The following is a 19345-nucleotide window of genomic DNA, read 5'->3' as shown; positions in this document are numbered from 1 at the left end:
CGATGCGCCATCGTTCGGACTAGCATTCTTACCCGAGTCTCATCAATCAGGAGGAACACCTCATGGCTAAGGCCAAGTTCGAGCGGACCAAGCCGCACGTCAACATCGGTACCATCGGTCACGTCGACCACGGCAAGACCACGCTGACCGCTGCGATCTCGAAGGTCCTGCACGACCAGTACCCGGACCTGAACCCGTTCACCCCGTTCGAGGACATCGACAAGGCTCCCGAGGAGCGCGAGCGCGGTATCACGATCAACATCGCGCACATCGAGTACGAGACCGCGAAGCGCCACTACGCGCACGTCGACGCCCCGGGTCACGCTGACTACATCAAGAACATGATCACCGGTGCCGCCCAGATGGACGGCGCGATCCTCGTGGTCGCCGCGACCGACGGTCCGATGGCCCAGACGCGTGAGCACGTGCTGCTCGCCAAGCAGGTCGGCGTTCCCTACCTGCTCGTCGCGCTGAACAAGTCCGACATGGTCGACGACGAGGAGATCCTCGAGCTCGTCGAGGTCGAGGTCCGCGACCTCCTGTCCTCGCAGGGCTTCGACGGCGACAACGCTCCCGTCATCCAGGTCTCGGCGCTCAAGGCGCTCGAGGGCGACGAGAAGTGGGTCAAGTCGGTCCAGGACCTCATGGAGGCCGTCGACGAGAACGTGCCGGAGCCCGTCCGCGACATGGACAAGGCGTTCCTGATGCCCGTCGAGGACGTCTTCACGATCACCGGTCGTGGCACCGTCGTCACCGGTAAGGTCGAGCGCGGCAAGCTCAAGATCAACTCCGAGGTCGAGATCCTCGGTATCCGTGAGCCGCAGAAGACCACCGTCACCGGCATCGAGATGTTCCACAAGTCGATGGACGAGGCGTGGGCCGGCGAGAACTGTGGTCTGCTGCTCCGCGGCACGAAGCGCGAGGACGTCGAGCGTGGCCAGGTCGTGGTCACCCCCGGCACCACCACCCCGCACACCAACTTCGAGGGTCGCTGCTACATCCTCAACAAGGACGAGGGTGGCCGCCACAACCCGTTCTACACGAACTACCGCCCGCAGTTCTACATCCGCACGACGGACGTGACCGGCGTCATCACGCTGCCTGAGGGCACCGAGATGGTCATGCCCGGTGACACCACCGACATGTCGGTCGAGCTGATCCAGCCCATCGCCCTCGAGGAGGGCCAGGGCTTCGCGATCCGCGAGGGTGGCCGCACCGTGGGTTCGGGCACCGTCACCAAGATCGTCAAGTAACTGACGCTCGCGTAGTTCCTACGCATCGTACGAAGGCCCCCGGCATCCGCCGGGGGCCTTCGTCGTGCCCGGGCACCCTCGGGACGGCGCGACTGTTAGCGTGGGCGCGTGGCTGCCGTTCTGACCCGCGCCGAGAGGCTTGCGCGCTCCGTCTCCGTGTGGGATCCCCATCGCGACACCGCCCATGCCTTCCTCCTGAGCGGCAGCGGCCGCTCGGGCACCACCTGGCTCATGGAGGCCTACGCGCGCGCCGGGCGGCTGCGTCCGATCTTCGAGCCTTTCCGGCCCGACCTGGATGCGCGCTTCAGCGACCTCAGGCCCGGACGCTACGTTCCCGTCGACGCGCTCACGCTGCCCTCGCAGGAGGCCGTCGAGGACGTGCTCACGGGCCGCTACCGGCACCCGTGGGCGGACCAGGAGGCGTCGCTCAACCCCCTGCATCGGTATCGCGGCCGCCTCATCAAGGAGATCCGCTTCCCCATGTGGGCCGGCTGGGTAGCCGCGCACCATCCCGACGTGCGCATCGTCCATGTGATCAGGCATCCGCTTGCGACGCTCAGCAGCCAGAGCGTGCTCGGCTGGTCGCCCGAGCGGATGGATTACATGATGGCCCAGCCCGAGCTCGTCGACGGGCTCCTGGGCGACCTGCCGCTGCGGGAGCTCGCCGTGGCGGACGACGACACCGCCCTTGTGACGCGGTGGGCGATCGAGAACGTCACGGCGGCGCGCACCTACGGCGGCGAGAGGACCGCGCTCGTGTCCTACGACGTCGCGCTCGAGGACCGCTCCGAGCTCGCCGCCGGTGCCGAGCGGTTCGGCATCGCTCCCGCCGCGCTCACCGATCTTGAGAAGCCCTCGAAGATGACGCACGCGAAGAGCTCGAACGCGCATGCGGGCAAGGACCCGCGCGCCTGGATGAAGCGGATCTCGGCGGAGCAGCACGCGTCGGCGGCACGCGTGCTCGAGGCCGTGGGGCTGGCCGAGGCCTTCCCCGGGGACGGCACGGTCGACAGGGCTGCGCTGCAGCGCTGGTGGGACGCCTGCGGGCGCCCCTGACGGCTCCGCGTCAGGTCCAGCCCTCGCCGGCGTCGCGCTCGGTGATGAGCAGCGCGAAGGTGTCCTGGGTGCCGCCCAGCAGGCTCGTCTCGGCGGCCTCGAGGCCCGCCGCGAGCGCGGCGTGGCAGGCGTCCACGTCGCGCACGGACTGACCGGGCAGCATCGTGGCGTGTGCGACGACGCTGGTCCCATGCTGCGAGACCGCGGTCAGCGTGGGCCCGCTGTAGGCGCCGTCGGGGCCGTACGAGCCCAGCCCGCCCACGACCATGGCGTGCTCCCAGCGCCACCTCAGGTCGCGTGCGTAGGCGCGCCTGCGCGGGTCGGTGACGGAGTCGGGGAACCTGTCGACCGGCTGGGGGAGCCACGGCTCGAGACCTGAGCCCCGCAGGCGCCAGGCTACGAACGCCGCCGGGACCAGGACGACGAGCGACGCGGCGGGGTGGAGCCACCACAGAAGGCCAGCCGGCACGGCAACGACCACGAGGGCTGCGACGGGACGGCTCCACGCGCGCAGGACGTCGAAGGGCCGCGCGGGGCCGGGCGCGACGGCGGGCGTCGTGGTCGTCATGCGGGCTCCTTGAAGTCGGACGGAGAGGGCCGCCCGAGGGCGGGCCTCCGGCGTGCGCGCCGTGCGTGTCCACGATACCCTTGACGTCGGTTGCCAGAACGGTCTCCGTGTTGCGAGAGAGCCGTCGATCTGGCACACTATTCAGGTTGCCCATTGCGGGCAGCCACACGCTTCCCACGACCATCCGAGAAATCGGCCGGTCGGACGTGCGTCCTGAATGGGCGACACGCCCGAGCGCGGGGGTCGGGGGAGAGACCATAGTTGTACGAGAGAAAAGGCAGACCACGCCATGGCGGGACAGAAGATCCGCATCCGGCTGAAGAGCTACGACCACGAGGTCATCGACTCTTCGGCTCGCAAGATCGTCGAGACGGTCACGCGCGCTGGTGCGTCGGTGGTGGGACCCGTCCCGCTGCCCACCGAGAAGAACGTGTTCTGTGTGATCCGTTCGCCCCACAAGTACAAGGACTCCCGCGAGCACTTCGAGATGCGCACCCACAAGCGCCTCATCGACATCGTGGACCCCACGCCCAAGGCAGTCGACTCGCTCATGCGTCTCGACCTCCCCGCGGTCGTGAACATCGAGATCAAGCTCTAACGCTTCCTTAAGGACTTTCACCATCATGACTACGACTTCCAATGCCCAGCGCAATGTCACCGCGCTGCTTGGTACGAAGCTGGGCATGACGCAGGTGTGGGACGACGAGGGCCGGGTTGTTCCCGTCACCGTCGTCCAGGCTGACACCAACGTCGTGACCCAGGTGCGAACCGCTGACGCCGACGGCTACGAGGCCGTGCAGCTCGCGTTCGGCACCGTCGACCCCCGTCGCGTGACCGACCCGCTCAAGGGCCACTTCGAGAAGGCCGGCGTGACCCCGCGCCGCCACGTCGCCGAGGTCCGCACCGGCAACGCCTCCGAGTTCGAGCTCGGCCAGGAGCTCACCGTCGAGGTGTTCGAGGCCGGCCAGAAGGTCGACGTCACGGGCACGACGAAGGGCAAGGGCACCGCTGGTGTCATGAAGCGCCACGGCTTCAAGGGCGTGGGCGCCTCGCACGGTGCTCACCGCAACCACCGCAAGCCCGGCTCGATCGGTGGCGCGTCCTACCCGGCCCGCGTCTTCCGCGGCATCAAGATGGCCGGCCGTATGGGCAACGCGCGCAAGACCGTGCAGAACCTGACCATCCACTCGGTCGACGCCGAGAAGGGCCTGGTGCTCCTCAAGGGCGCCGTGCCCGGCAACAAGGGCGGCGTGGTGCTCATCCGCACCGCCGTGAAGGGTGCGTGAACCACATGGCTGACACGCTGACTGTCGACGTGGTCGACGCGAAGGGCAAGAAGTCCGGCACCGCCGAGCTTCCCGCCGAGATCTTCGACGCCGTCACCAACGTCCCGCTGATCCACCAGGTCGTCGTCGCCCAGCGCGCCGCCGCCCGCCAGGGCACGCACGCCACCAAGACCCGCGGCGAGGTCCGCGGTGGTGGCCGCAAGCCCTACAAGCAGAAGGGCACCGGCCGCGCCCGCCAGGGTTCGACCCGTGCGCCGCAGTTCGCCGGTGGTGGCACCGTCCACGGCCCGCAGCCGCGCGACTACTCGCAGCGCACCCCCAAGAAGATGAAGGCTGCCGCGCTCCGCGGTGCGCTCTCGGACCGCGCCCGCGCCGGCCGCGTCCACGTGCTCGCCTCCATCGTCTCGGGCGACGTCCCCTCGACGAAGGCTGCGCTTGCGGCCATCAACACCGCGGCCGCCGGTCGCTCGGCCCTCGTGGTCCTCGAGCGCACCGACAGCATCGCCTGGAAGTCGCTGCGCAACGCTGCCGACGTCCACGTCATCGCGGTCGACCAGCTCAACACGTACGACGTGCTCGTGAACGACGACACGGTGTTCACCTCGGGTGCTCTCGAGGCGTTCCTCGCCGGTCCCCCGACCGGCAAGTCGGTCACGGCCGTCGCCACCGAGTCCGAGGCGGAGGAGAAGTAAGCATGACCGCACTCAACAAGGACCCCCGTGACATCCTGATCCGTCCCATCGTGTCGGAGAAGAGCTACGGCCTGATGGACGAGGGCAAGTACACGTTCGAGGTTGCACCGTCGGCCAACAAGACGGAGATCAAGATCGCCGTCGAGCAGGTCTTCGGTGTGAAGGTCACCTCGGTGAACACCATCAACCGCAAGGGCAAGGCGCGTCGCACGCGCTTCGGCCTCGGCAAGCGCAAGGACGTCAAGCGCGCGATCGTCACCGTCGGTGGCGGCGAGGCGCTCGACATCTTCAGCGGCCGGGTCGGCTAAGCAAGGCAAGGAACAGGACCTATGGCTATTCGCAAGTACAAGCCGACGACTCCGGGCCGCCGTGGCTCGTCCGTCGCCGACTTCGTCGAGGTGACCCGTTCGGAGCCCGAGAAGTCGCTCGTTCGCCCCCTTCACAAGAAGGGCGGCCGCAACAACACCGGTCGCATCACCACCCGTCACCAGGGTGGCGGTCACAAGCGCGCCTACCGCGTGATCGACTTCCGTCGTCACGACAAGGACGGCGTGCCCGCGACCGTCGCGCACATCGAGTACGACCCCAACCGCACGGCGCGCATCGCGCTCCTGCACTACGCGGACGGCGAGAAGCGCTACATCATCGCGCCGAACAAGCTGCAGCAGGGCGACCCGATCGAGGCCGGCGCCGGTGCCGACATCAAGCCCGGCAACAACCTGCCGCTGCGCAACATCCCGACCGGTACGGTCATCCACGCCATCGAGCTCAAGCCCGGTGGCGGCGCGAAGATCGCCCGCTCGGCCGGTGCGTCGGTGCAGCTCGTCGCCAAGGACGGTCCCTACGCCCAGCTGCGTATGCCGTCCGGTGAGATCCGCAACGTCGACGCGCGCTGCCGCGCCACGATCGGCGAGGTCGGCAACGCCGAGCAGTCGAACATCAACTGGGGCAAGGCCGGCCGCATGCGCTGGAAGGGCAAGCGCCCGACCGTGCGTGGTGTCGTCATGAACCCGGTGGACCACCCCCACGGTGGTGGTGAGGGCAAGACTTCCGGTGGTCGCCACCCGGTCTCGCCTTGGGGTAAGCCTGAGGGCCGCACCCGCAAGCCGAACAAGGAATCCGACAAGCTCATTGTGCGCCGTCGTCGCACGGGCAAGAAGCGCTAAGAAGGAGTCGCACAGATGCCTCGCAGCCTGAAGAAGGGCCCGTTCGTCGACGACCACCTCGCCAAGAAGGTGGACGCCCAGAACGAGGCGGGTACGAAGAACGTCATCAAGACCTGGTCGCGCCGTAGCGTCATCACGCCGGACTTCCTGGGTCACACCTTTGCCGTGCACGACGGCCGCAAGCACGTCCCGGTGTTCGTCACCGAGTCGATGGTCGGCCACAAGCTGGGCGAGTTCGCCCCGACGCGCACGTTCAAGGGCCACGTCAAGGACGACCGCAAGGGCCGCCGCTAAGGCGCCTGAGCAAGGTAAGAGGAGTTAGAGATGGAAGCCAAGGCGCAGACGCGGTACCTCCGCGTGACCGCCCAGAAGGCTCGCCGCGTCGTGAACCTCGTCCGTGGTCAGAACGCCGTCGAGGCAGCAGCCTCGCTGAAGTTCCAGCCGCAGGCGGTCGCCGTCGACGTGCGCAAGCTGATCGAGTCCGCGATCGCGAACGCTCGAGTCAAGGCCGACCAGGCCGGCGAGCGGTTCGATGAGAACGAGCTCGTGATCACCGAGATCATGGTGGACGAGGGTCCGACGATGAAGCGCATCCAGCCGCGTGCCCAGGGCCGCGCTGGTCGCATCCTGAAGCGCTCGTGCCACATCACCGTCACCGTCGCGACCCCGGTCGCCGTCAAGGAAGGGGTGTAACCCTATGGGCCAGAAGGTCAACCCCCACGGCTACCGCCTGGGCATCACCACCGACCACCGGTCGCGCTGGTTCGCGGACTCGACCAAGCCGGGCGAGCGCTACCGCGACTACGTGAACGAGGACGTCAAGATCCGCAAGCTCATGTCTCAGGGCCTTGAGCGCGCGGGTGTGTCCAAGGTCGAGATCGAGCGCACTGGTGGCCGCGTCCGCGTGGACCTCCACACCGCTCGTCCGGGCATCGTGATCGGCCGCCGCGGTGCGGAGGCCGACAAGCTGCGCGCCAACCTCGAGAAGCTGACCGGCAAGCAGGTCCAGCTGAACATCCTCGAGGTGAAGAACGCCGAGGTCGACGCTCAGCTCGTCGCCCAGGGCATCGCCGAGCAGCTCGCGTCCCGCGTCTCGTTCCGTCGCGCCATGCGCAAGGGCATCCAGTCGGCGCTCCGCGCCGGCGCCAAGGGCGTCCGCGTGCAGTGCTCGGGCCGCCTCGGCGGCGCCGAGATGTCGCGCTCGGAGTTCTACCGCGAGGGCCGTGTGCCGCTGCACACTCTCCGCGCCAACATCGACTACGGCTTCTTCGAGGCCCGCACCACGTTCGGCCAGATCGGCGTCAAGGTGTGGATCTACAAGGGCGACATGACCGAGAAGGAGTGGGCGGCCGAGCAGGCCAAGGCCCCTCGTCCCCAGCGCGGTCGTGGTGACCGCGGTGGCCGCGGCCCGCGCCGCGACTCGGCCCCTCGTTCGGACGCCCCGAAGGCCGACGCACCCGCCGCTGAGGCCCCCGCGGCCGACGCTGGCAAGGAGGGCTAAGAATGCTTATTCCCCGTCGAGTCAAGTACCGCAAGCAGCACCACCCGGGTCGCTCGGGCGCTGCGACGGGCGGCACCGAGGTGTCGTTCGGCGACTACGGCATCCAGGCTCTCGAGCCCGCCTACGTCACCAACCGCCAGATCGAGGCGGCCCGTATCGCGATGACGCGTCACATCAAGCGTGGTGGAAAGGTGTGGATCAACATCTACCCCGACCGTCCGCTGACCAAGAAGCCTGCCGAGGTCCGCATGGGCTCCGGTAAGGGCTCGCCCGAGTGGTGGGTCTCCAACGTGAAGCCCGGCCGCGTCCTGTTCGAGCTCGCCGGTGTTCCGGAGGAGCTGGCCCGTGAGGCCATGCGTCGTGCGCAGCACAAGCTGCCGATGAAGACCCGTTTCGTTTCCCGTGAGGGTGGTGACATCTGATGGCTATCGGTACCAAGGGCCTGCTGCCCGCCGAGCTGGACGCCATGGAGGACGAGCGCCTCGTGGAGGAGCTCAAGAAGGCCAAGGCTGAGCTCTTCAACCTGCGTTTCCAGTCGGCCACCGGCCAGCTGGAGAACCACGGCCGCCTCAAGGCAGTGAAGCGCGACATCGCCCGCATCTACACCATCCTGCGCGAGCGCGAGCTCGGCATCCGCACCGCCCCTACGGCGAAGCAGTAAGGCGAAGGTAGAAGACCATGTCTAGCAAGAATGAGACGACGGCCACTGCCGCTGAGCGTGCCGACCGCAAGACGCGCCGCGGCTACGTGGTGTCGGACAAGATGAACAAGACGATCACCGTCGAGGTGGAGGACCGCGTCAAGCACCCCCTCTACGGCAAGGTGATGCGTCGTACCAGCAAGATCAAGGCCCACGACGAGGCCAACACCGCCGGTGTCGGCGACCTCGTCGTCGTGATGGAGACCCGTCCGCTGTCCGCTTCCAAGCGGTGGCGCCTGGTCGAGATCGTCGAGAAGGCCAAGTAACGAAGGTTCGACCAGGCTCGTGGCCTGAATCGCCGCGAGAACCAGACGACAGGAGACAGACATGATTCAGCAGGAGTCGCGACTGCGCGTCGCCGACAACACGGGTGCGAAGGAAGTCCTCTGCATCCGCGTGCTCGGTGGCTCCCAGCGTCGCTACGCCGGCATTGGCGACGTCATCGTCGCCACCGTCAAGGACGCGATCCCTGGCGGCAACGTCAAGAAGGGCGACGTCGTGAAGGCGGTCGTCGTGCGCACCGCCAAGGAGCGCCGTCGCCCGGACGGCTCGTACATCAAGTTCGATGAGAACGCTGCAGTGATCCTCAAGGGCAGCGACAGCACCGACCCGCGCGGTACCCGTATCTTCGGGCCCGTCGGTCGCGAGCTGCGCGACAAGAAGTTCATGAAGATCATCTCGCTGGCACCGGAGGTCATCTGATGGCGAAGATCAAGAAGGGCGACCTCGTGGTCGTCATCGCCGGACGCGACCGTGGCCAGCAGGGCCGCGTGCTCGAGGTCCACACCGAGACCGACCGCGTGGTCGTCGAGGGCGTCCAGCGTGTCACCAAGCACATCAAGCCGGGCACCCGTCGCGACAACCAGCAGGGCGGTCTCGTGACCGTCGAGGCTCCGATCCACATCTCGAACGTGATGCTCGTGGACCCGGAGACCAAGCAGGGCACTCGTGTGGGCTTCCGCACGGAAGAGGTCGAGCGTGACGGCGTGACGCGTGAGGTTCGTGTGCGCGTCGCCAAGCGTTCGGGGAAGGACGTCTGATGGCCGAGTCGACCACCACGCTGCCGCGTCTCAAGGAGAAGTACCGCGGTGACATCATCGCGGCCCTCCGCGAGGAGTTCGGCTACGAGAACATCAACCAGGTTCCCGGCCTCACCAAGGTCGTCGTGAACATGGGTGTGGGCGAGGCCGCGAAGGACTCGAAGCTCATCGCCGGCGCGATCGCGGATCTCACCGCGATCACCGGCCAGAAGCCGCAGGTCACCAAGGCCCGCAAGTCCATCGCGCAGTTCAAGCTGCGTGAGGGCCAGGAGATCGGCGCGCACGTCACGCTGCGCGGCGACCGCATGTGGGAGTTCCTCGACCGCCTCATCTCGATCGCGCTTCCCCGTATCCGCGACTTCCGTGGCCTGAGCCCGAAGCAGTTCGACGGCAACGGCAACTACACCTTCGGTCTCACGGAGCAGTCGATGTTCCACGAGATCGACCAGGACAAGATCGACCGCGTGCGCGGCATGGACATCACTGTGGTGACCACCGCGTCGACCGACGCCGAGGGCCGCTCGCTGCTGAAGCAGCTGGGCTTCCCGTTCAAGGAGAAGTAAGCATGGCTAAGACCGCGCTGAAGAACAAGGCGGCCGGCAAGCAGAAGTTCGCCGTCCGCGCCTACACCCGGTGCCAGAAGTGCGGTCGTCCGCACTCGGTGTACCGCAAGTTCGGCCTGTGCCGCGTGTGCTTCCGTGAGATGGCGCACGCGGGCGAGCTGCCGGGTATCACCAAGAGCAGCTGGTAACTACTACGTCGCAGGTCCGTGGAAACCACGGAAACCACGGCGAGGAAGAGTGATTCACTCATGACTATGACTGACCCCATCGCAGACATGCTGACGCGTCTGCGCAACGCGAACACGGCGTACCACGACACCGTGTCGATGCCGCACTCGAAGCTCAAGGCGAACATCGCCAAGATCCTCGAGGCCGAGGGCTACATCGCCGGCTCCGCCGTCGAGGACGCCGAGGTCGGCAAGACGCTGACCCTGACCCTCAAGTACGGCAACGGCCGCGAGCGTGCACTCGCCGGCGTGCGCCGCATCTCGAAGCCGGGCCTCCGCGTGTACGCGAAGTCCACCAACCTGCCGAAGGTCCTCGGCGGGCTCGGCGTCGCGATCCTGTCCACCTCCTCCGGTCTGCTGACCGACCGCGAGGCCGAGAAGAAGGGCGTCGGCGGCGAGGTCGTCGCCTACGTCTGGTAACCGGAAAGGAGAGCTGAAGCTATGTCGCGTATCGGCAAGTACCCCGTTCCGGTTCCCGCCGGAGTGGACATCACCATCGACGGCGCCGCTGTCACGGTCAAGGGCCCCAAGGGCACGCTCGACCTGAACGTCGCTGCACCCATCACCGTCGCGCAGGGCGCTGACGGCATCGAGGTCAGCCGTCCCGACGACGAGCGTGTCTCGAAGTCGCTGCACGGCCTGACCCGCACGCTCATCGCCAACATGGTTCAGGGCGTGACCGAGGGCTACGAGAAGAAGCTCGAGATCGTCGGCACGGGTTACCGCGTCGCGCTCAAGGGCAAGGACCTCGAGTTCGCCCTCGGCTTCTCGCACCCCGTCGTCGTGAACCCGCCTGAGGGCATCACGTTCGCCGTGGAGTCCCCGACCAAGTTCTCGGTCGCGGGCATCAGCAAGCAGCAGGTCGGCGAGGTCGCCGCGAACATCCGCAAGATCCGCAAGCCGGAGCCCTACAAGGGCAAGGGTGTGCGCTACGCGGGCGAGCAGGTCCGTCGCAAGGCCGGAAAGACGGGTAAGTAAGCCATGGGTATCACTGTTCAGGGCAAGGGCAAGGCGATCGCGCGCAAGCGTCGTCACTTCCGCCTGCGCAAGAAGATCTCGGGCACCACGGCGCGTCCGCGCCTGGTCGTGACCCGCTCGTCGCGTCACATGTTCGCGCAGGTCGTGGACGACACCGTCGGCAAGACGCTCGCGTCCGCCTCGACCATGGAGGCCGACGTCCGCAAGCTGGACGGCGACAAGACCGCCAAGGCGTCGAAGGTCGGCGAGCTCGTGGCCGAGCGCGCCAAGGCTGCCGGCATCGAGGCTGTCGTGTTCGACCGTGGCGGCAACAAGTACCACGGCCGCGTCGCAGCGGTGGCCGACGGCGCCCGAGAGGGCGGCCTGGCCCTCTAGGGCCGGACCGGTTAGGAAAGAGATATGGCTGAGAACAACAACGGCCGTCGCAGCAACCGCCGCGACAGCGAGCCGGACAACAAGTTCCTCGAGCGCGTCGTCACGATCAACCGCGTGTCCAAGGTCGTCAAGGGCGGCCGTCGCTTCAGCTTCACGGCGCTCGTCGTCGTGGGTGACGGCGAGGGCAACGTCGGCATCGGCTACGGCAAGGCGAAGGAGGTGCCGGCCGCGATCTCGAAGGGTGTCGAGGAGGCCAAGCGCAACTTCTTCCGCGTCCCCCGCATCCAGGGCACCATCCCGCACGTCGTGCAGGGTGAGGCCGCCGCGGGCGTGGTGTTCCTTCGTCCCGCCTCGCCGGGTACCGGTGTGATCGCCGGTGGTCCGGTGCGCGCCGTCCTCGAGTGCGCTGGCATCCACGACGTCCTGAGCAAGTCGCTCGGCTCGTCGAACGCCATCAACATCGTCCACGCGACCGTCGACGCCCTCAAGCGCCTCGAGCGCCCCGAGGCCGTCGCGGCTCGTCGCGGCAAGTCCGTGGAGGACGTGGCCCCGGCCGCGATGCTCCGCGCTCAGGCAGCGGGGGTGGCGCACTGATGGCACGCCTGAAGGTCGTTCAGAAGAAGTCCACGATCGGTGTCAAGCCGCAGCACCGCGAGACCATGCGTTCGCTCGGTCTCAAGCGCATCGGCGACATCGTCGTGAAGGAGGACCGTCCCGAGATCCGCGGGATGGTCAAGGCGGTCGACCACCTGGTCGCCGTCGAGGAGGTTGAGTGATGGCTGACGAGACGTCGGAGCCTAAGAAGGCTCCCGCCAAGAAGCCTGCCGCCAAGAAGCCGGCTGCGAAGAAGCCTGCTGCCGAGAAGGCGACCGCGGCCAAGTCCACGACCGCCAAGGCGACGGCTGCCAAGAAGCCTGCCGCCAAGAAGGCGACCGCGGCCAAGGCTGAGGCTCCCAAGGCTGAGAAGACCGAGAAGGTCTCGACGCTGAAGATGCACCACCTGCGTCCCGCTGAGGGCTCGCACACCAAGAAGACCCGTGTGGGTCGTGGTGAGGCGTCCAAGGGTAAGACCGCGGGTCGTGGAACCAAGGGAACGGGTGCCCGTTACCAGGTTCCCGAGGCGTTCGAGGGCGGCCAGACCCCGCTCCACATGCGCATCCCGAAGCTGCGTGGCTTCAAGAGCCCGTTCAAGATCACCTACCAGGTCGTGAACGTGTCGCAGATCGCGGAGCTGTTCCCCAAGGGTGGAGACGTCAGCAAGGCTGACCTCGTCGCCAAGGGTGCAGTCCGCAAGAACCAGCCCGTCAAGGTGCTGGGCAACGGCGACATCGCCGTCAAGGTGACGCTGGTGGACGCGGACAAGGTCTCCGAGTCCGCGAAGGCCAAGATCGAGGCCGCCGGCGGCTCGGTCGCCCAGGGCTAGACTCGTGCGCGGGCCCGCTCCACGTGAAGCGGGCCCGCGCCGTGCCCTGACCCCTTGCATCTGACGTCACCCAACGGAGGACAAATGCTGTCCGGCTTCATGAGTGCGTTCCGCACGCCAGACCTGCGCAAGAAGCTGCTCTTCACTCTCGGCATGATCGCCGTCTACCGGCTCGGCGTCGCCGTGCCGACCCCTGGCGTGGACTACGGCAACGTCCAGCAGTGCATCGCGGACACCGGAGGCACCGAGGGTGCCTTCGCGATCCTCAACCTGTTCACGGGCGGCGCGCTCCAGAATCTTTCGATCTTCGCGCTGGGCATCATGCCCTACATCACCGCGTCGATCATCGTGCAGCTGCTGCGGGTGCTGATCCCGCGCTTCGAGACCCTGTACCGCGAAGGCGCGGAGGGGCAGGCGAAGCTCACGCAGTACACGCGCTACATCACGATCGGCTTCGCCGTCCTGCAGTCCGCGTCGTACGTGACGCTGGCACGCACCGGCCAGTTCTACCCGAACTGCGCCTACGACATCATCCCGGACGACTCGTGGGTCATGATCACGATGATGATCCTCACGATGACCGCGGGCACCGTGTTCATCATGTGGCTCGGCGAGCGCATCACCGAGCGCGGCGTCGGCAACGGCATGTCGCTGCTGATCTTCACCTCGATCGCCGCGGGCTTCCCGACGGTCGCCACCACGGTGTACGCGGCGGGCTGGGGCACGCTGTTCGTGTTCATGCTCGTGACCCTCGCGGTGATCGCGGGTGTCGTCTACGTCGAGCAGTCGCAGCGCCGCATCCCGGTCCAGTACGCGAAGCGCGTCGTCGGTCGCCGCACTCTCGGCGGCTCGTCGACCTACATCCCGCTGAAGATCAACATGGCGGGCGTGATCCCCGTGATCTTCGCGGCATCCCTGCTGGCGCTCCCGACCGTCATCACGCAGTTCGCGGGCGACGATCCGGCCGAGTGGATCGTCTGGATGCAGAACAACCTCGCGGACGCGACGTCGCCGTGGCACATCGCGCTGTACATCCTCATGATCGTGTTCTTCGCGTACTTCTACACGGCGATCACGTTCAACCCCGAGGAGGTCGCGGACAACATGAAGAAGTACGGCGGCTTCATCCCCGGCATCCGCCCCGGCAAGCCGACCGCCGACTTCCTCGACTACGTCCTCTCGCGCATCACCGCCGCGGGCTCGCTGTACCTCGCGATCGTGGCGCTGGTGCCGACCGTGATGTTCGCGGTCCTCGGACTCAGCCAGAGCATCCCGCTGGGCGGCACCTCGGTGCTGATCCTCGTCGGCGTCGGACTCGACACCGTCAAGCGCATCGAGTCCCAGCTGGAGCAGCGACACTACGAAGGGTTCCTCAAGTGATGCGTGCAGTGCTTCTCGGTCCTCCCGGAGCAGGCAAGGGCACCCAGGCGGCGCGCCTGGCCGAGCAGTGGCAGATCCCCGCGATCTCCACCGGCGACATCTTCCGTGCGAACGTGAAGGGTCAGACCGAGCTCGGCCGCAAGGCGCAGGAGTACATGAACGCCGGTGCGCTCGTCCCCGACGAGATCACCAACGCGATGGTGAGGGACCGCCTCGCGCAGGACGACGTGGCGAACGGCTTCCTGCTCGACGGCTACCCTCGCAACCCCGATCAGGCGGTCGAGCTCGACTCGATGCTGTCCGACCTCGGGGTGGAGCTCGACTCCGCGATCGAGATCACCGCCGACGCGGAGCTCGTGATCGAGCGCCTGCTGAAGCGTGCCGAGATCGAGGGCCGCGCCGACGATACCGAGCCCGTCATCCGCAAGCGCCTCGAGGTCTACGCGACGTCGACCGCTCCGCTGACCGCGTTCTACGCGGGCCGCGGCCTGCTCGTGCAGGTGGACGGTATCGGCGAGGTCGCCGAGGTGACCTCGCGCATCGTGGGCGCCGTCGAGGCTCACTGAGCCGCCCGAGTCCCACCTGCACGCATGGCCGACAAGATCGAGTACAAGACGCGCGAGCAGATGCGCGTCATGGCGCGTGCGGGTCTCGTGGTCGAGTCGGCCCTTGCCGCGGCGAAGGCCGCGGCCGTGCCGGGTGCTCGCACCCGTGACGTCGACGCCGCCGCCGCTGCCGCGATCGCGGCGGGCGGTGCGACGTCGAACTTCCTGGGCTACTACGGGTTCCCCGCGTCGAGCTGCGTGTCCGTCAACGACGAGGTGGTCCACGGCATCCCGGGGGACCGGGTGCTCGAGGAGGGCGATCTGGTCTCGATCGACTGCGGCGCGATCATCGATGGCTGGCACGGCGATTCGGCGCTGAGCTTCTCGGTGGGGAAGCCCGCGGCCGACCAGGATGCGGCCCTGATCGCCGCGACGCGCAAGGCGCTGTGGGCGGGGATCGCCGCGCTCGCTACCGCCACGCGCCTGGATGAGGTCTCCGCCGCGATCGAGGACGTTGCCATCGACGCCGGAGTGCACCCGATCGAGGGGTACGTCGGCCATGGCATCGGCACCGCCATGCACCAGGCGCCCGATGTGCTCAACTACCGCACGCGTGGCCGCCATCCCAAGGTCAAGCCCGGCATGTGCGTGGCGATCGAGCCGATGTTCGTGATCGGCACGCCCGACAGCGCCGTGCTCGAGGACGACTGGACGGTCGTCTCCGCCGACGGCTCGCGCGCCGCGCACTGGGAGCACTCCATCGCGGTCCACGAGGATGGCATCTGGGTGCTCACCTCGAGCGACGGTGGTGCGGCAGACCTCGCGCCTTTCGGGATCATCCCGGTCCGTCCGTGACGGACCTCTCGCTCCCCGCCTCACCCCTCGTGCCCATTGACTGTGAGCCGCTGCGCTCGCACGCCTGTGGCGCAGCCTCTTGTCGTCGGCGTCTCACAGCCGTACGGTTGTCCACTACGTGCCGGACCCCGCCGCGCGAGGTGGCCTGTGGCGGAGTGCGGCCCCGTTCGGGAGGGACACCGATGGCCAGGGGTTTCAACTACGCAGCCGGATCGAGTGCGGACGCGACGCGCGTGCAGGAGGCGGATCTCGACAGGGAGCAGATCGTCGAGTTCGCATCGTCGCGCAACCCCGTGGTGCGGGAGCGCCTCGCGGAGCGCGCTGACCTTCCCCTCGGGGTGGCCGTGACCCTCGTGCACGACTCGGTGACCGATGTGCGCCTCGCGCTTGCCGGCAACGCGTCCGTGTCGGAGGCGATCCTTGAGGAGCTCGCCGCCGACAAGCAGCGTGCAGTGCTGATCGCGCTCGCCGGCAACCCCCGCGTGCCGGCGGCGCTGCTCGAGCGGCTCTCGCAGCACCGACGGTCTGACGTGCGCAGCGCTGCCGAGGACGCGATCCGCGCAGGGGAGTCGCGTGGCGGCGGCCCCGCCCTCTCAGGATCCGCCGCGCCGTCACCCAGTGTTCCGACGGCCGCGCAAGGCGATGTACCGTCGATGACAGTTCCCGAGCCGTCGCCCTGACGCGCGGCTGACCACATACTCACCCCGGCGCCCGGAACCCGGACGCCGCCTCGAAGAAGGACCCGACACCCATGGCAATCTCGTTCGCCCGTTCCAAGGGCGAGGACCTCGCGCGCGCTCAGGACCCGAGCACCGTCCCCGCGGACCTGGTGACGCTCGCGATGCACAAGAGCGATGCGGTCCGGGTCGCGGTCGCGTCACGCGCGGACTGCCCGATGGCCACGATGCTCGTGCTGGCCCAGGACAAAGACGGTGGCGTTCTCGAGGCGCTCGTCCACAATGCGTCGGCGAGCGAGACCGTGCTCCAGATGCTCGCCGATTCCCGTCGCGGAGCCATCCGGTCGGAGGCGCGCAGACGCCTCGGGACGGTGTGACCTAGGTCACACCCCATCGATCCTTCACCTTCTCGTCACCTCGAGTTCACCGCCGCTCACTAGCGTCCCTCGCAGGATCCCGTCTCTGCCGGCGGGACCGCTGAGGGGAAGTGAGCAACCGTGTCCCAGGAGGAGAGGGCCTGGTCGCGTGCGCTGGTCGTCAGCACCGGCGTCGCGCTCGATCACGACGACCGTGCTTCAGGGCCGAGCCAGGACTGGCTCGAGGCAGGCTCGGCAGAACTCGCGCGATCGCGACTCATGGAGTTCGCGTCCCATCGCGACGCGCGGATCAGGGAGACCATCGCGCTGAGGCCCGACTGTCCGATGGGAGTGCTCGCGACGCTGGCCTTCGACGGCGACCGCGGCGTTCGGCGCGCTGTTGCGGCGAGCCCGAGGATCGCGAGCGCCATCGCCGCGGAGCTCGCGACGGACCGCGATCAGGAGGTCCTCAAGACCCTCGCGCGCAACGCCGCGACCGACGGGGCGACGTTGCGCACGCTCGCGGGGCACCGCCGCTCCGAGGTCAAGCGACTGGCGCGCAAGGCGCTTGACGCGCGCGAGTCTCGCGACCAGGACGGGTCTGAGGCAGTCGTGGCGTTCCCCGCGAGAGCCGCGGCGGATGCCGCCGTGCCGCCCGAGCTGCGTGACAGATGGAGGCCCGCGGAGGCGAGGACGAGCCCCTCCCATGCCCACAGTGAGCAGCGCTTCCATGCGCCGCGTCCCGCGGTCCCCTCCCGGCCGTCCCCTCCCGTGTCCTCCGGTCCCGTCGCCGAGGCTCACCCGCAGCAGGTCGCCGCGCCGCTACCCCCGCAGGGCCAAGGCGCGGTGCCTTCGCAGGCGTATCAGCCGCAGCCCCTTGCGCCAGGCTCTCCCGCACAGCCCGAGTGGGGATACGTCTTCCAGGCGCGGAGCTGACCCCTCCGAGCACGCCGCAGCGCCGGTGACCGCATGTGACCAGGCAGAAGCGGCATCGAGGGTCGGATGTCGCATTCTTCACAAACCTGGCCACGAATGGCCGGGGGTCAGTACGATGAGGCGCATCGGGCCTGTCCGTGGGCCGCGAGACCTGCTTTGGGGGCGTGAGATGACGCAGTTGAGAGAGCCGTTCAGGGGCTTCTCGCGACAGCCTGCGGCAACGCGCTCGGACCGGGGCGTCGCGCTCCTGGACGTCGCTGCCGTCCGCGAGGCGCGCGCGGGGAAGTCGGCGGCCTCCGCTCCCACGAGCGAGCTCCCCCAGGTCTCGGCCAGGGCCGCGTCCTCGATCGCGGCGGCCGACACCCCGATGGACGTCTCGGTCGCCGAGCCGCCGGAGGTTCCTGCTGCGCCTCGGCCCGTGATCGACGTCCCCGCGCTCGACGTTCCTTCGCCGATGCGCGGTGGAGCCTCGGCACCGTCCGCACTCAGCGCCCCGGCGCCCGCGAGCGGTCATGCGCCGTCAGCTCTCAGCTCCACGGCCGTGGGCCCGAATGCTCCCGCCGCTGCCCCGCAGGCCGCCTCCGCAACGGCGCTCTCCTCCGCGGAGCCCGTTGCGACCACGCAGGTCCCCGCTGAGCAGCCCGCCCACGACAAGGCGTCGGCCCCCAGCACGGCCACGCCCCACGACGGCTCCTCGGACGACGCGGCGAGCGCCTCCCTCGACAACAGCGGTTCGTCGCACGATGACGTTCCCTCCACGGGAGCCATCGCTCAGCAGGCCGCAGAGTCCACGACGTCTCCCGCGGTTGCGACCATCGATCCCACCGACCAGAAGCCTGTCGACGCCGCGCCGGTCCAGGCGCCGACCGGGCCGGTCGAGGAGGTGGAGCCGCAGCTCGAGGCGCAGGACGAAGGCGAGGCTCCGCGCGACTCCCACGCGCCCGAATCCGCTGCATCGGGATCCGCCGATCCTGAGGGGGCCGAGAGCAGCGCTCCGTCCGCCGCGCCCGAGGACACCCCCACGGCTCGCCCTGCTTCGCGCCGTGCCCGCGCTTCGCGCCTCGGCGGCGCCTCCGCTGACCACGGTGTCTCGGCCTTCGCCGAGGGATTCGAAGCCTTTGCGGCGGTCACCGCCAAGACCACCCCGCCGGCGGCGCCGCAGCAGCCGGGCCCCACCGAGGAGGCGCCGGCCGCCTCGGGGGAGAGCGGCGCAACGGACCAGCAGGTCGCCGAGGCTGAGGCCGCGGCTCCGCAGCAGCCCGACGCTCCCGTGGACACGCGCCCCGCCCCGGAGACCATCGACGTCAGCGCGATCGTGCTCGACGAGCCGGTCCTGCTGCACGGTGGCGAGATCATCCGCCCCCGCACGATCGCGTCGGCCGCCTCGGCGCCCACACCGACGAGCCAGGCCACCGCGGAGAAGACCGCTGAGAAGGGTGACGAGCTCGCCAAGGCTGCGGACCCGGCCACCGCGGGGCAGGAGCTGATGGCTCTCGCGACGCATCGCAAGGCCTCGGTCAGGGCCGCCGTCGCCGCACGCCCCGACCTTCCGGCCACGGTCGTGATCTTCCTCAGCCGTGACCACTCCACCGACGTCCTCGCCGCGCTGCTCAGGAACGTGCGCGTGCCCGCGTCGACCGTCCGCTTCCTCGCGGACCACCGCGACCCGCGAATCGCCGATCTGGCGGTCCAGCGGCTGCGCAACGAGTTCCGGTAGCATCCGCCGGCTTGTGCGCCGGCCGTCGCGGGACTATACTCGTCCGTCGGG

General features: G+C 68.5%; 31 protein-coding genes. 30 read left to right on the top strand and 1 reads right to left on the bottom strand.

Annotation, left to right across the window (positions count from 1 at the left end; genetic code table 11):
- Positions 1 to 62 precede the first annotated feature (62 nt).
- Together tuf and B7K23_RS01500 are read left to right on the top strand one after the other, a co-directional pair.
- A complete protein-coding gene (gene tuf / locus B7K23_RS01505; protein ID WP_084124503.1) occupies positions 63 to 1253 on the top strand; it encodes an elongation factor Tu in 1191 nt (396 codons plus the stop codon).
- Positions 1254 to 1361: 108 nt separating this feature from the next.
- Positions 1362 to 2309: a hypothetical protein gene (locus tag B7K23_RS01500; protein ID WP_084124501.1), complete on the top strand. Its 948-nt coding sequence runs from the start codon at positions 1362 to 1364 to the stop codon at positions 2307 to 2309.
- Positions 2310 to 2319: 10 nt separating this feature from the next.
- Here B7K23_RS01500 and B7K23_RS01495 read toward each other — a convergent pair whose 3' ends face one another.
- Positions 2320 to 2877, bottom strand: a complete 558-nt coding sequence (locus B7K23_RS01495) for a hypothetical protein (RefSeq protein ID WP_084124499.1) — start codon at positions 2875 to 2877, stop codon at positions 2320 to 2322.
- Between the two features lie 289 nt (positions 2878 to 3166).
- On the opposite strand from B7K23_RS01495, the gene rpsJ reads away from it, so the two are divergent.
- The 28 genes from rpsJ (at position 3167) to B7K23_RS01355 (ending at position 19294) form a co-directional block, all read left to right on the top strand.
- Positions 3167 to 3475 (top strand): 30S ribosomal protein S10, encoded by a 309-nt coding sequence (rpsJ, locus tag B7K23_RS01490; protein ID WP_062200749.1) that lies wholly within the window; start codon positions 3167 to 3169, stop codon positions 3473 to 3475.
- A gap of 25 nt (positions 3476 to 3500) precedes the next feature.
- Positions 3501 to 4163 carry a 50S ribosomal protein L3 gene (rplC, locus tag B7K23_RS01485; protein WP_084124497.1) on the top strand — a complete coding sequence of 221 codons (663 nt, stop codon included), beginning with the start codon at positions 3501 to 3503 and terminating at the stop codon, positions 4161 to 4163.
- Positions 4164 to 4168: 5 nt separating this feature from the next.
- A complete protein-coding gene (gene rplD, locus B7K23_RS01480; RefSeq protein WP_084124495.1) occupies positions 4169 to 4855 on the top strand; it encodes a 50S ribosomal protein L4 in 687 nt (228 codons plus the stop codon).
- A gap of 2 nt (positions 4856 to 4857) precedes the next feature.
- Positions 4858 to 5163, top strand: a complete 306-nt coding sequence (rplW, locus tag B7K23_RS01475; RefSeq protein ID WP_084124493.1) for a 50S ribosomal protein L23 — start codon at positions 4858 to 4860, stop codon at positions 5161 to 5163.
- A 21-nt stretch (positions 5164 to 5184) separates the two neighbouring features.
- Positions 5185 to 6021: a 50S ribosomal protein L2 gene (rplB, locus tag B7K23_RS01470; protein ID WP_062200752.1), complete on the top strand. Its 837-nt coding sequence runs from the start codon at positions 5185 to 5187 to the stop codon at positions 6019 to 6021.
- A gap of 15 nt (positions 6022 to 6036) precedes the next feature.
- Positions 6037 to 6315, top strand: a complete 279-nt coding sequence (gene rpsS, locus B7K23_RS01465) for a 30S ribosomal protein S19 (RefSeq protein WP_062200753.1) — start codon at positions 6037 to 6039, stop codon at positions 6313 to 6315.
- 30 nt (positions 6316 to 6345) lie between these two features.
- Entirely contained in the window at positions 6346 to 6714 is a 369-nt protein-coding gene (rplV, locus tag B7K23_RS01460; protein WP_084124491.1) for a 50S ribosomal protein L22, read from the top strand.
- A gap of 4 nt (positions 6715 to 6718) precedes the next feature.
- A complete protein-coding gene (gene rpsC, locus B7K23_RS01455) occupies positions 6719 to 7522 on the top strand; it encodes a 30S ribosomal protein S3 (RefSeq protein WP_062200755.1) in 804 nt (267 codons plus the stop codon).
- Positions 7523 to 7524: 2 nt separating this feature from the next.
- Positions 7525 to 7944 carry a 50S ribosomal protein L16 gene (rplP, locus tag B7K23_RS01450; protein ID WP_062200756.1) on the top strand — a complete coding sequence of 140 codons (420 nt, stop codon included), beginning with the start codon at positions 7525 to 7527 and terminating at the stop codon, positions 7942 to 7944.
- Entirely contained in the window at positions 7944 to 8183 is a 240-nt protein-coding gene (rpmC, locus tag B7K23_RS01445) for a 50S ribosomal protein L29 (protein WP_062200757.1), read from the top strand. Before rplP ends, rpmC begins: the two co-directional genes overlap by 1 nt.
- Positions 8184 to 8200: 17 nt before the next feature.
- Positions 8201 to 8488 carry a 30S ribosomal protein S17 gene (gene rpsQ, locus B7K23_RS01440; protein ID WP_084124489.1) on the top strand — a complete coding sequence of 96 codons (288 nt, stop codon included), beginning with the start codon at positions 8201 to 8203 and terminating at the stop codon, positions 8486 to 8488.
- A 61-nt stretch (positions 8489 to 8549) separates the two neighbouring features.
- The gene (rplN, locus tag B7K23_RS01435) at positions 8550 to 8924 is read left to right on the top strand and encodes a 50S ribosomal protein L14 (RefSeq protein WP_062200759.1); all 375 of its coding nucleotides are present in this window, start codon (positions 8550 to 8552) and stop codon (positions 8922 to 8924) included.
- Positions 8924 to 9262, top strand: a complete 339-nt coding sequence (rplX, locus tag B7K23_RS01430) for a 50S ribosomal protein L24 (protein WP_084124487.1) — start codon at positions 8924 to 8926, stop codon at positions 9260 to 9262. The genes rplN and rplX overlap by 1 nt, the downstream gene beginning before the upstream one ends.
- Positions 9262 to 9825 carry a 50S ribosomal protein L5 gene (gene rplE, locus B7K23_RS01425; RefSeq protein ID WP_084124485.1) on the top strand — a complete coding sequence of 188 codons (564 nt, stop codon included), beginning with the start codon at positions 9262 to 9264 and terminating at the stop codon, positions 9823 to 9825. The genes rplX and rplE overlap by 1 nt, the downstream gene beginning before the upstream one ends.
- 2 nt (positions 9826 to 9827) lie before the next feature.
- Positions 9828 to 10013 (top strand): type Z 30S ribosomal protein S14, encoded by a 186-nt coding sequence (locus tag B7K23_RS01420; protein ID WP_062069937.1) that lies wholly within the window; start codon positions 9828 to 9830, stop codon positions 10011 to 10013.
- A 60-nt stretch (positions 10014 to 10073) separates the two neighbouring features.
- On the top strand, positions 10074 to 10472 hold the full coding sequence (gene rpsH / locus B7K23_RS01415) for a 30S ribosomal protein S8 (RefSeq protein WP_084124482.1): 399 nt from the start codon (positions 10074 to 10076) through the stop codon (positions 10470 to 10472).
- A gap of 21 nt (positions 10473 to 10493) precedes the next feature.
- Positions 10494 to 11030 (top strand): 50S ribosomal protein L6, encoded by a 537-nt coding sequence (gene rplF, locus B7K23_RS01410; RefSeq protein WP_084124480.1) that lies wholly within the window; start codon positions 10494 to 10496, stop codon positions 11028 to 11030.
- A 3-nt stretch (positions 11031 to 11033) separates the two neighbouring features.
- Positions 11034 to 11405: a 50S ribosomal protein L18 gene (rplR, locus tag B7K23_RS01405; RefSeq protein WP_084124478.1), complete on the top strand. Its 372-nt coding sequence runs from the start codon at positions 11034 to 11036 to the stop codon at positions 11403 to 11405.
- A gap of 24 nt (positions 11406 to 11429) precedes the next feature.
- Positions 11430 to 11999, top strand: a complete 570-nt coding sequence (rpsE, locus tag B7K23_RS01400; RefSeq protein WP_084124475.1) for a 30S ribosomal protein S5 — start codon at positions 11430 to 11432, stop codon at positions 11997 to 11999.
- On the top strand, positions 11999 to 12181 hold the full coding sequence (gene rpmD, locus B7K23_RS01395; protein WP_084124473.1) for a 50S ribosomal protein L30: 183 nt from the start codon (positions 11999 to 12001) through the stop codon (positions 12179 to 12181). Before rpsE ends, rpmD begins: the two co-directional genes overlap by 1 nt.
- Positions 12181 to 12828, top strand: a complete 648-nt coding sequence (gene rplO / locus B7K23_RS01390) for a 50S ribosomal protein L15 (RefSeq protein WP_084124471.1) — start codon at positions 12181 to 12183, stop codon at positions 12826 to 12828. The genes rpmD and rplO overlap by 1 nt, the downstream gene beginning before the upstream one ends.
- An 84-nt stretch (positions 12829 to 12912) precedes the next feature.
- Entirely contained in the window at positions 12913 to 14208 is a 1296-nt protein-coding gene (gene secY, locus B7K23_RS01385; protein WP_084124469.1) for a preprotein translocase subunit SecY, read from the top strand.
- Entirely contained in the window at positions 14208 to 14774 is a 567-nt protein-coding gene (locus tag B7K23_RS01380; protein WP_084124467.1) for an adenylate kinase, read from the top strand. The genes secY and B7K23_RS01380 overlap by 1 nt, the downstream gene beginning before the upstream one ends.
- A gap of 24 nt (positions 14775 to 14798) precedes the next feature.
- Entirely contained in the window at positions 14799 to 15608 is an 810-nt protein-coding gene (gene map / locus B7K23_RS01375) for a type I methionyl aminopeptidase (protein WP_084124465.1), read from the top strand.
- A gap of 182 nt (positions 15609 to 15790) precedes the next feature.
- Positions 15791 to 16288 (top strand): hypothetical protein, encoded by a 498-nt coding sequence (locus B7K23_RS01370; protein ID WP_084124463.1) that lies wholly within the window; start codon positions 15791 to 15793, stop codon positions 16286 to 16288.
- A 71-nt stretch (positions 16289 to 16359) separates the two neighbouring features.
- On the top strand, positions 16360 to 16662 hold the full coding sequence (locus tag B7K23_RS01365; RefSeq protein WP_084124461.1) for a hypothetical protein: 303 nt from the start codon (positions 16360 to 16362) through the stop codon (positions 16660 to 16662).
- Positions 16663 to 16782: 120 nt separating this feature from the next.
- On the top strand, positions 16783 to 17577 hold the full coding sequence (locus B7K23_RS01360) for a hypothetical protein (protein ID WP_084124459.1): 795 nt from the start codon (positions 16783 to 16785) through the stop codon (positions 17575 to 17577).
- 169 nt (positions 17578 to 17746) lie between these two features.
- The gene (locus tag B7K23_RS01355) at positions 17747 to 19294 is read left to right on the top strand and encodes a hypothetical protein (protein WP_084124457.1); all 1548 of its coding nucleotides are present in this window, start codon (positions 17747 to 17749) and stop codon (positions 19292 to 19294) included.
- Positions 19295 to 19345: the final 51 nt, after the last annotated feature.

The organism is Demequina sp. NBRC 110054, assembly GCF_002090115.1.
Taxonomy (GTDB): Bacteria; Actinomycetota; Actinomycetes; order Actinomycetales; family Demequinaceae; genus Demequina.
This window is presented reverse-complemented; position numbering and strand designations above follow the sequence as displayed.

Bases quoted from the DNA above. Each gene is read 5' to 3' on its own strand.
- tuf (WP_084124503.1), top strand. From the start codon at position 63: ATGGCTAAGGCCAAGTTCGAGCGGACCAAGCCGCACGTCAACATCGGT.
- B7K23_RS01495 (WP_084124499.1), bottom strand. From the start codon at position 2,877: ATGACGACCACGACGCCCGCCGTCGCGCCCGGCCCCGCGCGGCCCTTC.
- rpsJ (WP_062200749.1), top strand. From the start codon at position 3,167: ATGGCGGGACAGAAGATCCGCATCCGGCTGAAGAGCTACGACCACGAG.
- rplC (WP_084124497.1), top strand. From the start codon at position 3,501: ATGACTACGACTTCCAATGCCCAGCGCAATGTCACCGCGCTGCTTGGT.
- rplD (WP_084124495.1), top strand. From the start codon at position 4,169: ATGGCTGACACGCTGACTGTCGACGTGGTCGACGCGAAGGGCAAGAAG.
- rplW (WP_084124493.1), top strand. From the start codon at position 4,858: ATGACCGCACTCAACAAGGACCCCCGTGACATCCTGATCCGTCCCATC.
- rplB (WP_062200752.1), top strand. From the start codon at position 5,185: ATGGCTATTCGCAAGTACAAGCCGACGACTCCGGGCCGCCGTGGCTCG.
- rpsS (WP_062200753.1), top strand. From the start codon at position 6,037: ATGCCTCGCAGCCTGAAGAAGGGCCCGTTCGTCGACGACCACCTCGCC.
- rplV (WP_084124491.1), top strand. From the start codon at position 6,346: ATGGAAGCCAAGGCGCAGACGCGGTACCTCCGCGTGACCGCCCAGAAG.
- rpsC (WP_062200755.1), top strand. From the start codon at position 6,719: ATGGGCCAGAAGGTCAACCCCCACGGCTACCGCCTGGGCATCACCACC.
- rplP (WP_062200756.1), top strand. From the start codon at position 7,525: ATGCTTATTCCCCGTCGAGTCAAGTACCGCAAGCAGCACCACCCGGGT.
- rpmC (WP_062200757.1), top strand. From the start codon at position 7,944: ATGGCTATCGGTACCAAGGGCCTGCTGCCCGCCGAGCTGGACGCCATG.
- rpsQ (WP_084124489.1), top strand. From the start codon at position 8,201: ATGTCTAGCAAGAATGAGACGACGGCCACTGCCGCTGAGCGTGCCGAC.
- rplN (WP_062200759.1), top strand. From the start codon at position 8,550: ATGATTCAGCAGGAGTCGCGACTGCGCGTCGCCGACAACACGGGTGCG.
- rplX (WP_084124487.1), top strand. From the start codon at position 8,924: ATGGCGAAGATCAAGAAGGGCGACCTCGTGGTCGTCATCGCCGGACGC.
- rplE (WP_084124485.1), top strand. From the start codon at position 9,262: ATGGCCGAGTCGACCACCACGCTGCCGCGTCTCAAGGAGAAGTACCGC.
- B7K23_RS01420 (WP_062069937.1), top strand. From the start codon at position 9,828: ATGGCTAAGACCGCGCTGAAGAACAAGGCGGCCGGCAAGCAGAAGTTC.
- rpsH (WP_084124482.1), top strand. From the start codon at position 10,074: ATGACTATGACTGACCCCATCGCAGACATGCTGACGCGTCTGCGCAAC.
- rplF (WP_084124480.1), top strand. From the start codon at position 10,494: ATGTCGCGTATCGGCAAGTACCCCGTTCCGGTTCCCGCCGGAGTGGAC.
- rplR (WP_084124478.1), top strand. From the start codon at position 11,034: ATGGGTATCACTGTTCAGGGCAAGGGCAAGGCGATCGCGCGCAAGCGT.
- rpsE (WP_084124475.1), top strand. From the start codon at position 11,430: ATGGCTGAGAACAACAACGGCCGTCGCAGCAACCGCCGCGACAGCGAG.
- rpmD (WP_084124473.1), top strand. From the start codon at position 11,999: ATGGCACGCCTGAAGGTCGTTCAGAAGAAGTCCACGATCGGTGTCAAG.
- rplO (WP_084124471.1), top strand. From the start codon at position 12,181: ATGGCTGACGAGACGTCGGAGCCTAAGAAGGCTCCCGCCAAGAAGCCT.
- secY (WP_084124469.1), top strand. From the start codon at position 12,913: ATGCTGTCCGGCTTCATGAGTGCGTTCCGCACGCCAGACCTGCGCAAG.
- B7K23_RS01380 (WP_084124467.1), top strand. From the start codon at position 14,208: ATGCGTGCAGTGCTTCTCGGTCCTCCCGGAGCAGGCAAGGGCACCCAG.
- map (WP_084124465.1), top strand. From the start codon at position 14,799: ATGGCCGACAAGATCGAGTACAAGACGCGCGAGCAGATGCGCGTCATG.
- B7K23_RS01370 (WP_084124463.1), top strand. From the start codon at position 15,791: ATGGCCAGGGGTTTCAACTACGCAGCCGGATCGAGTGCGGACGCGACG.
- B7K23_RS01365 (WP_084124461.1), top strand. From the start codon at position 16,360: ATGGCAATCTCGTTCGCCCGTTCCAAGGGCGAGGACCTCGCGCGCGCT.
- B7K23_RS01355 (WP_084124457.1), top strand. From the start codon at position 17,747: ATGACGCAGTTGAGAGAGCCGTTCAGGGGCTTCTCGCGACAGCCTGCG.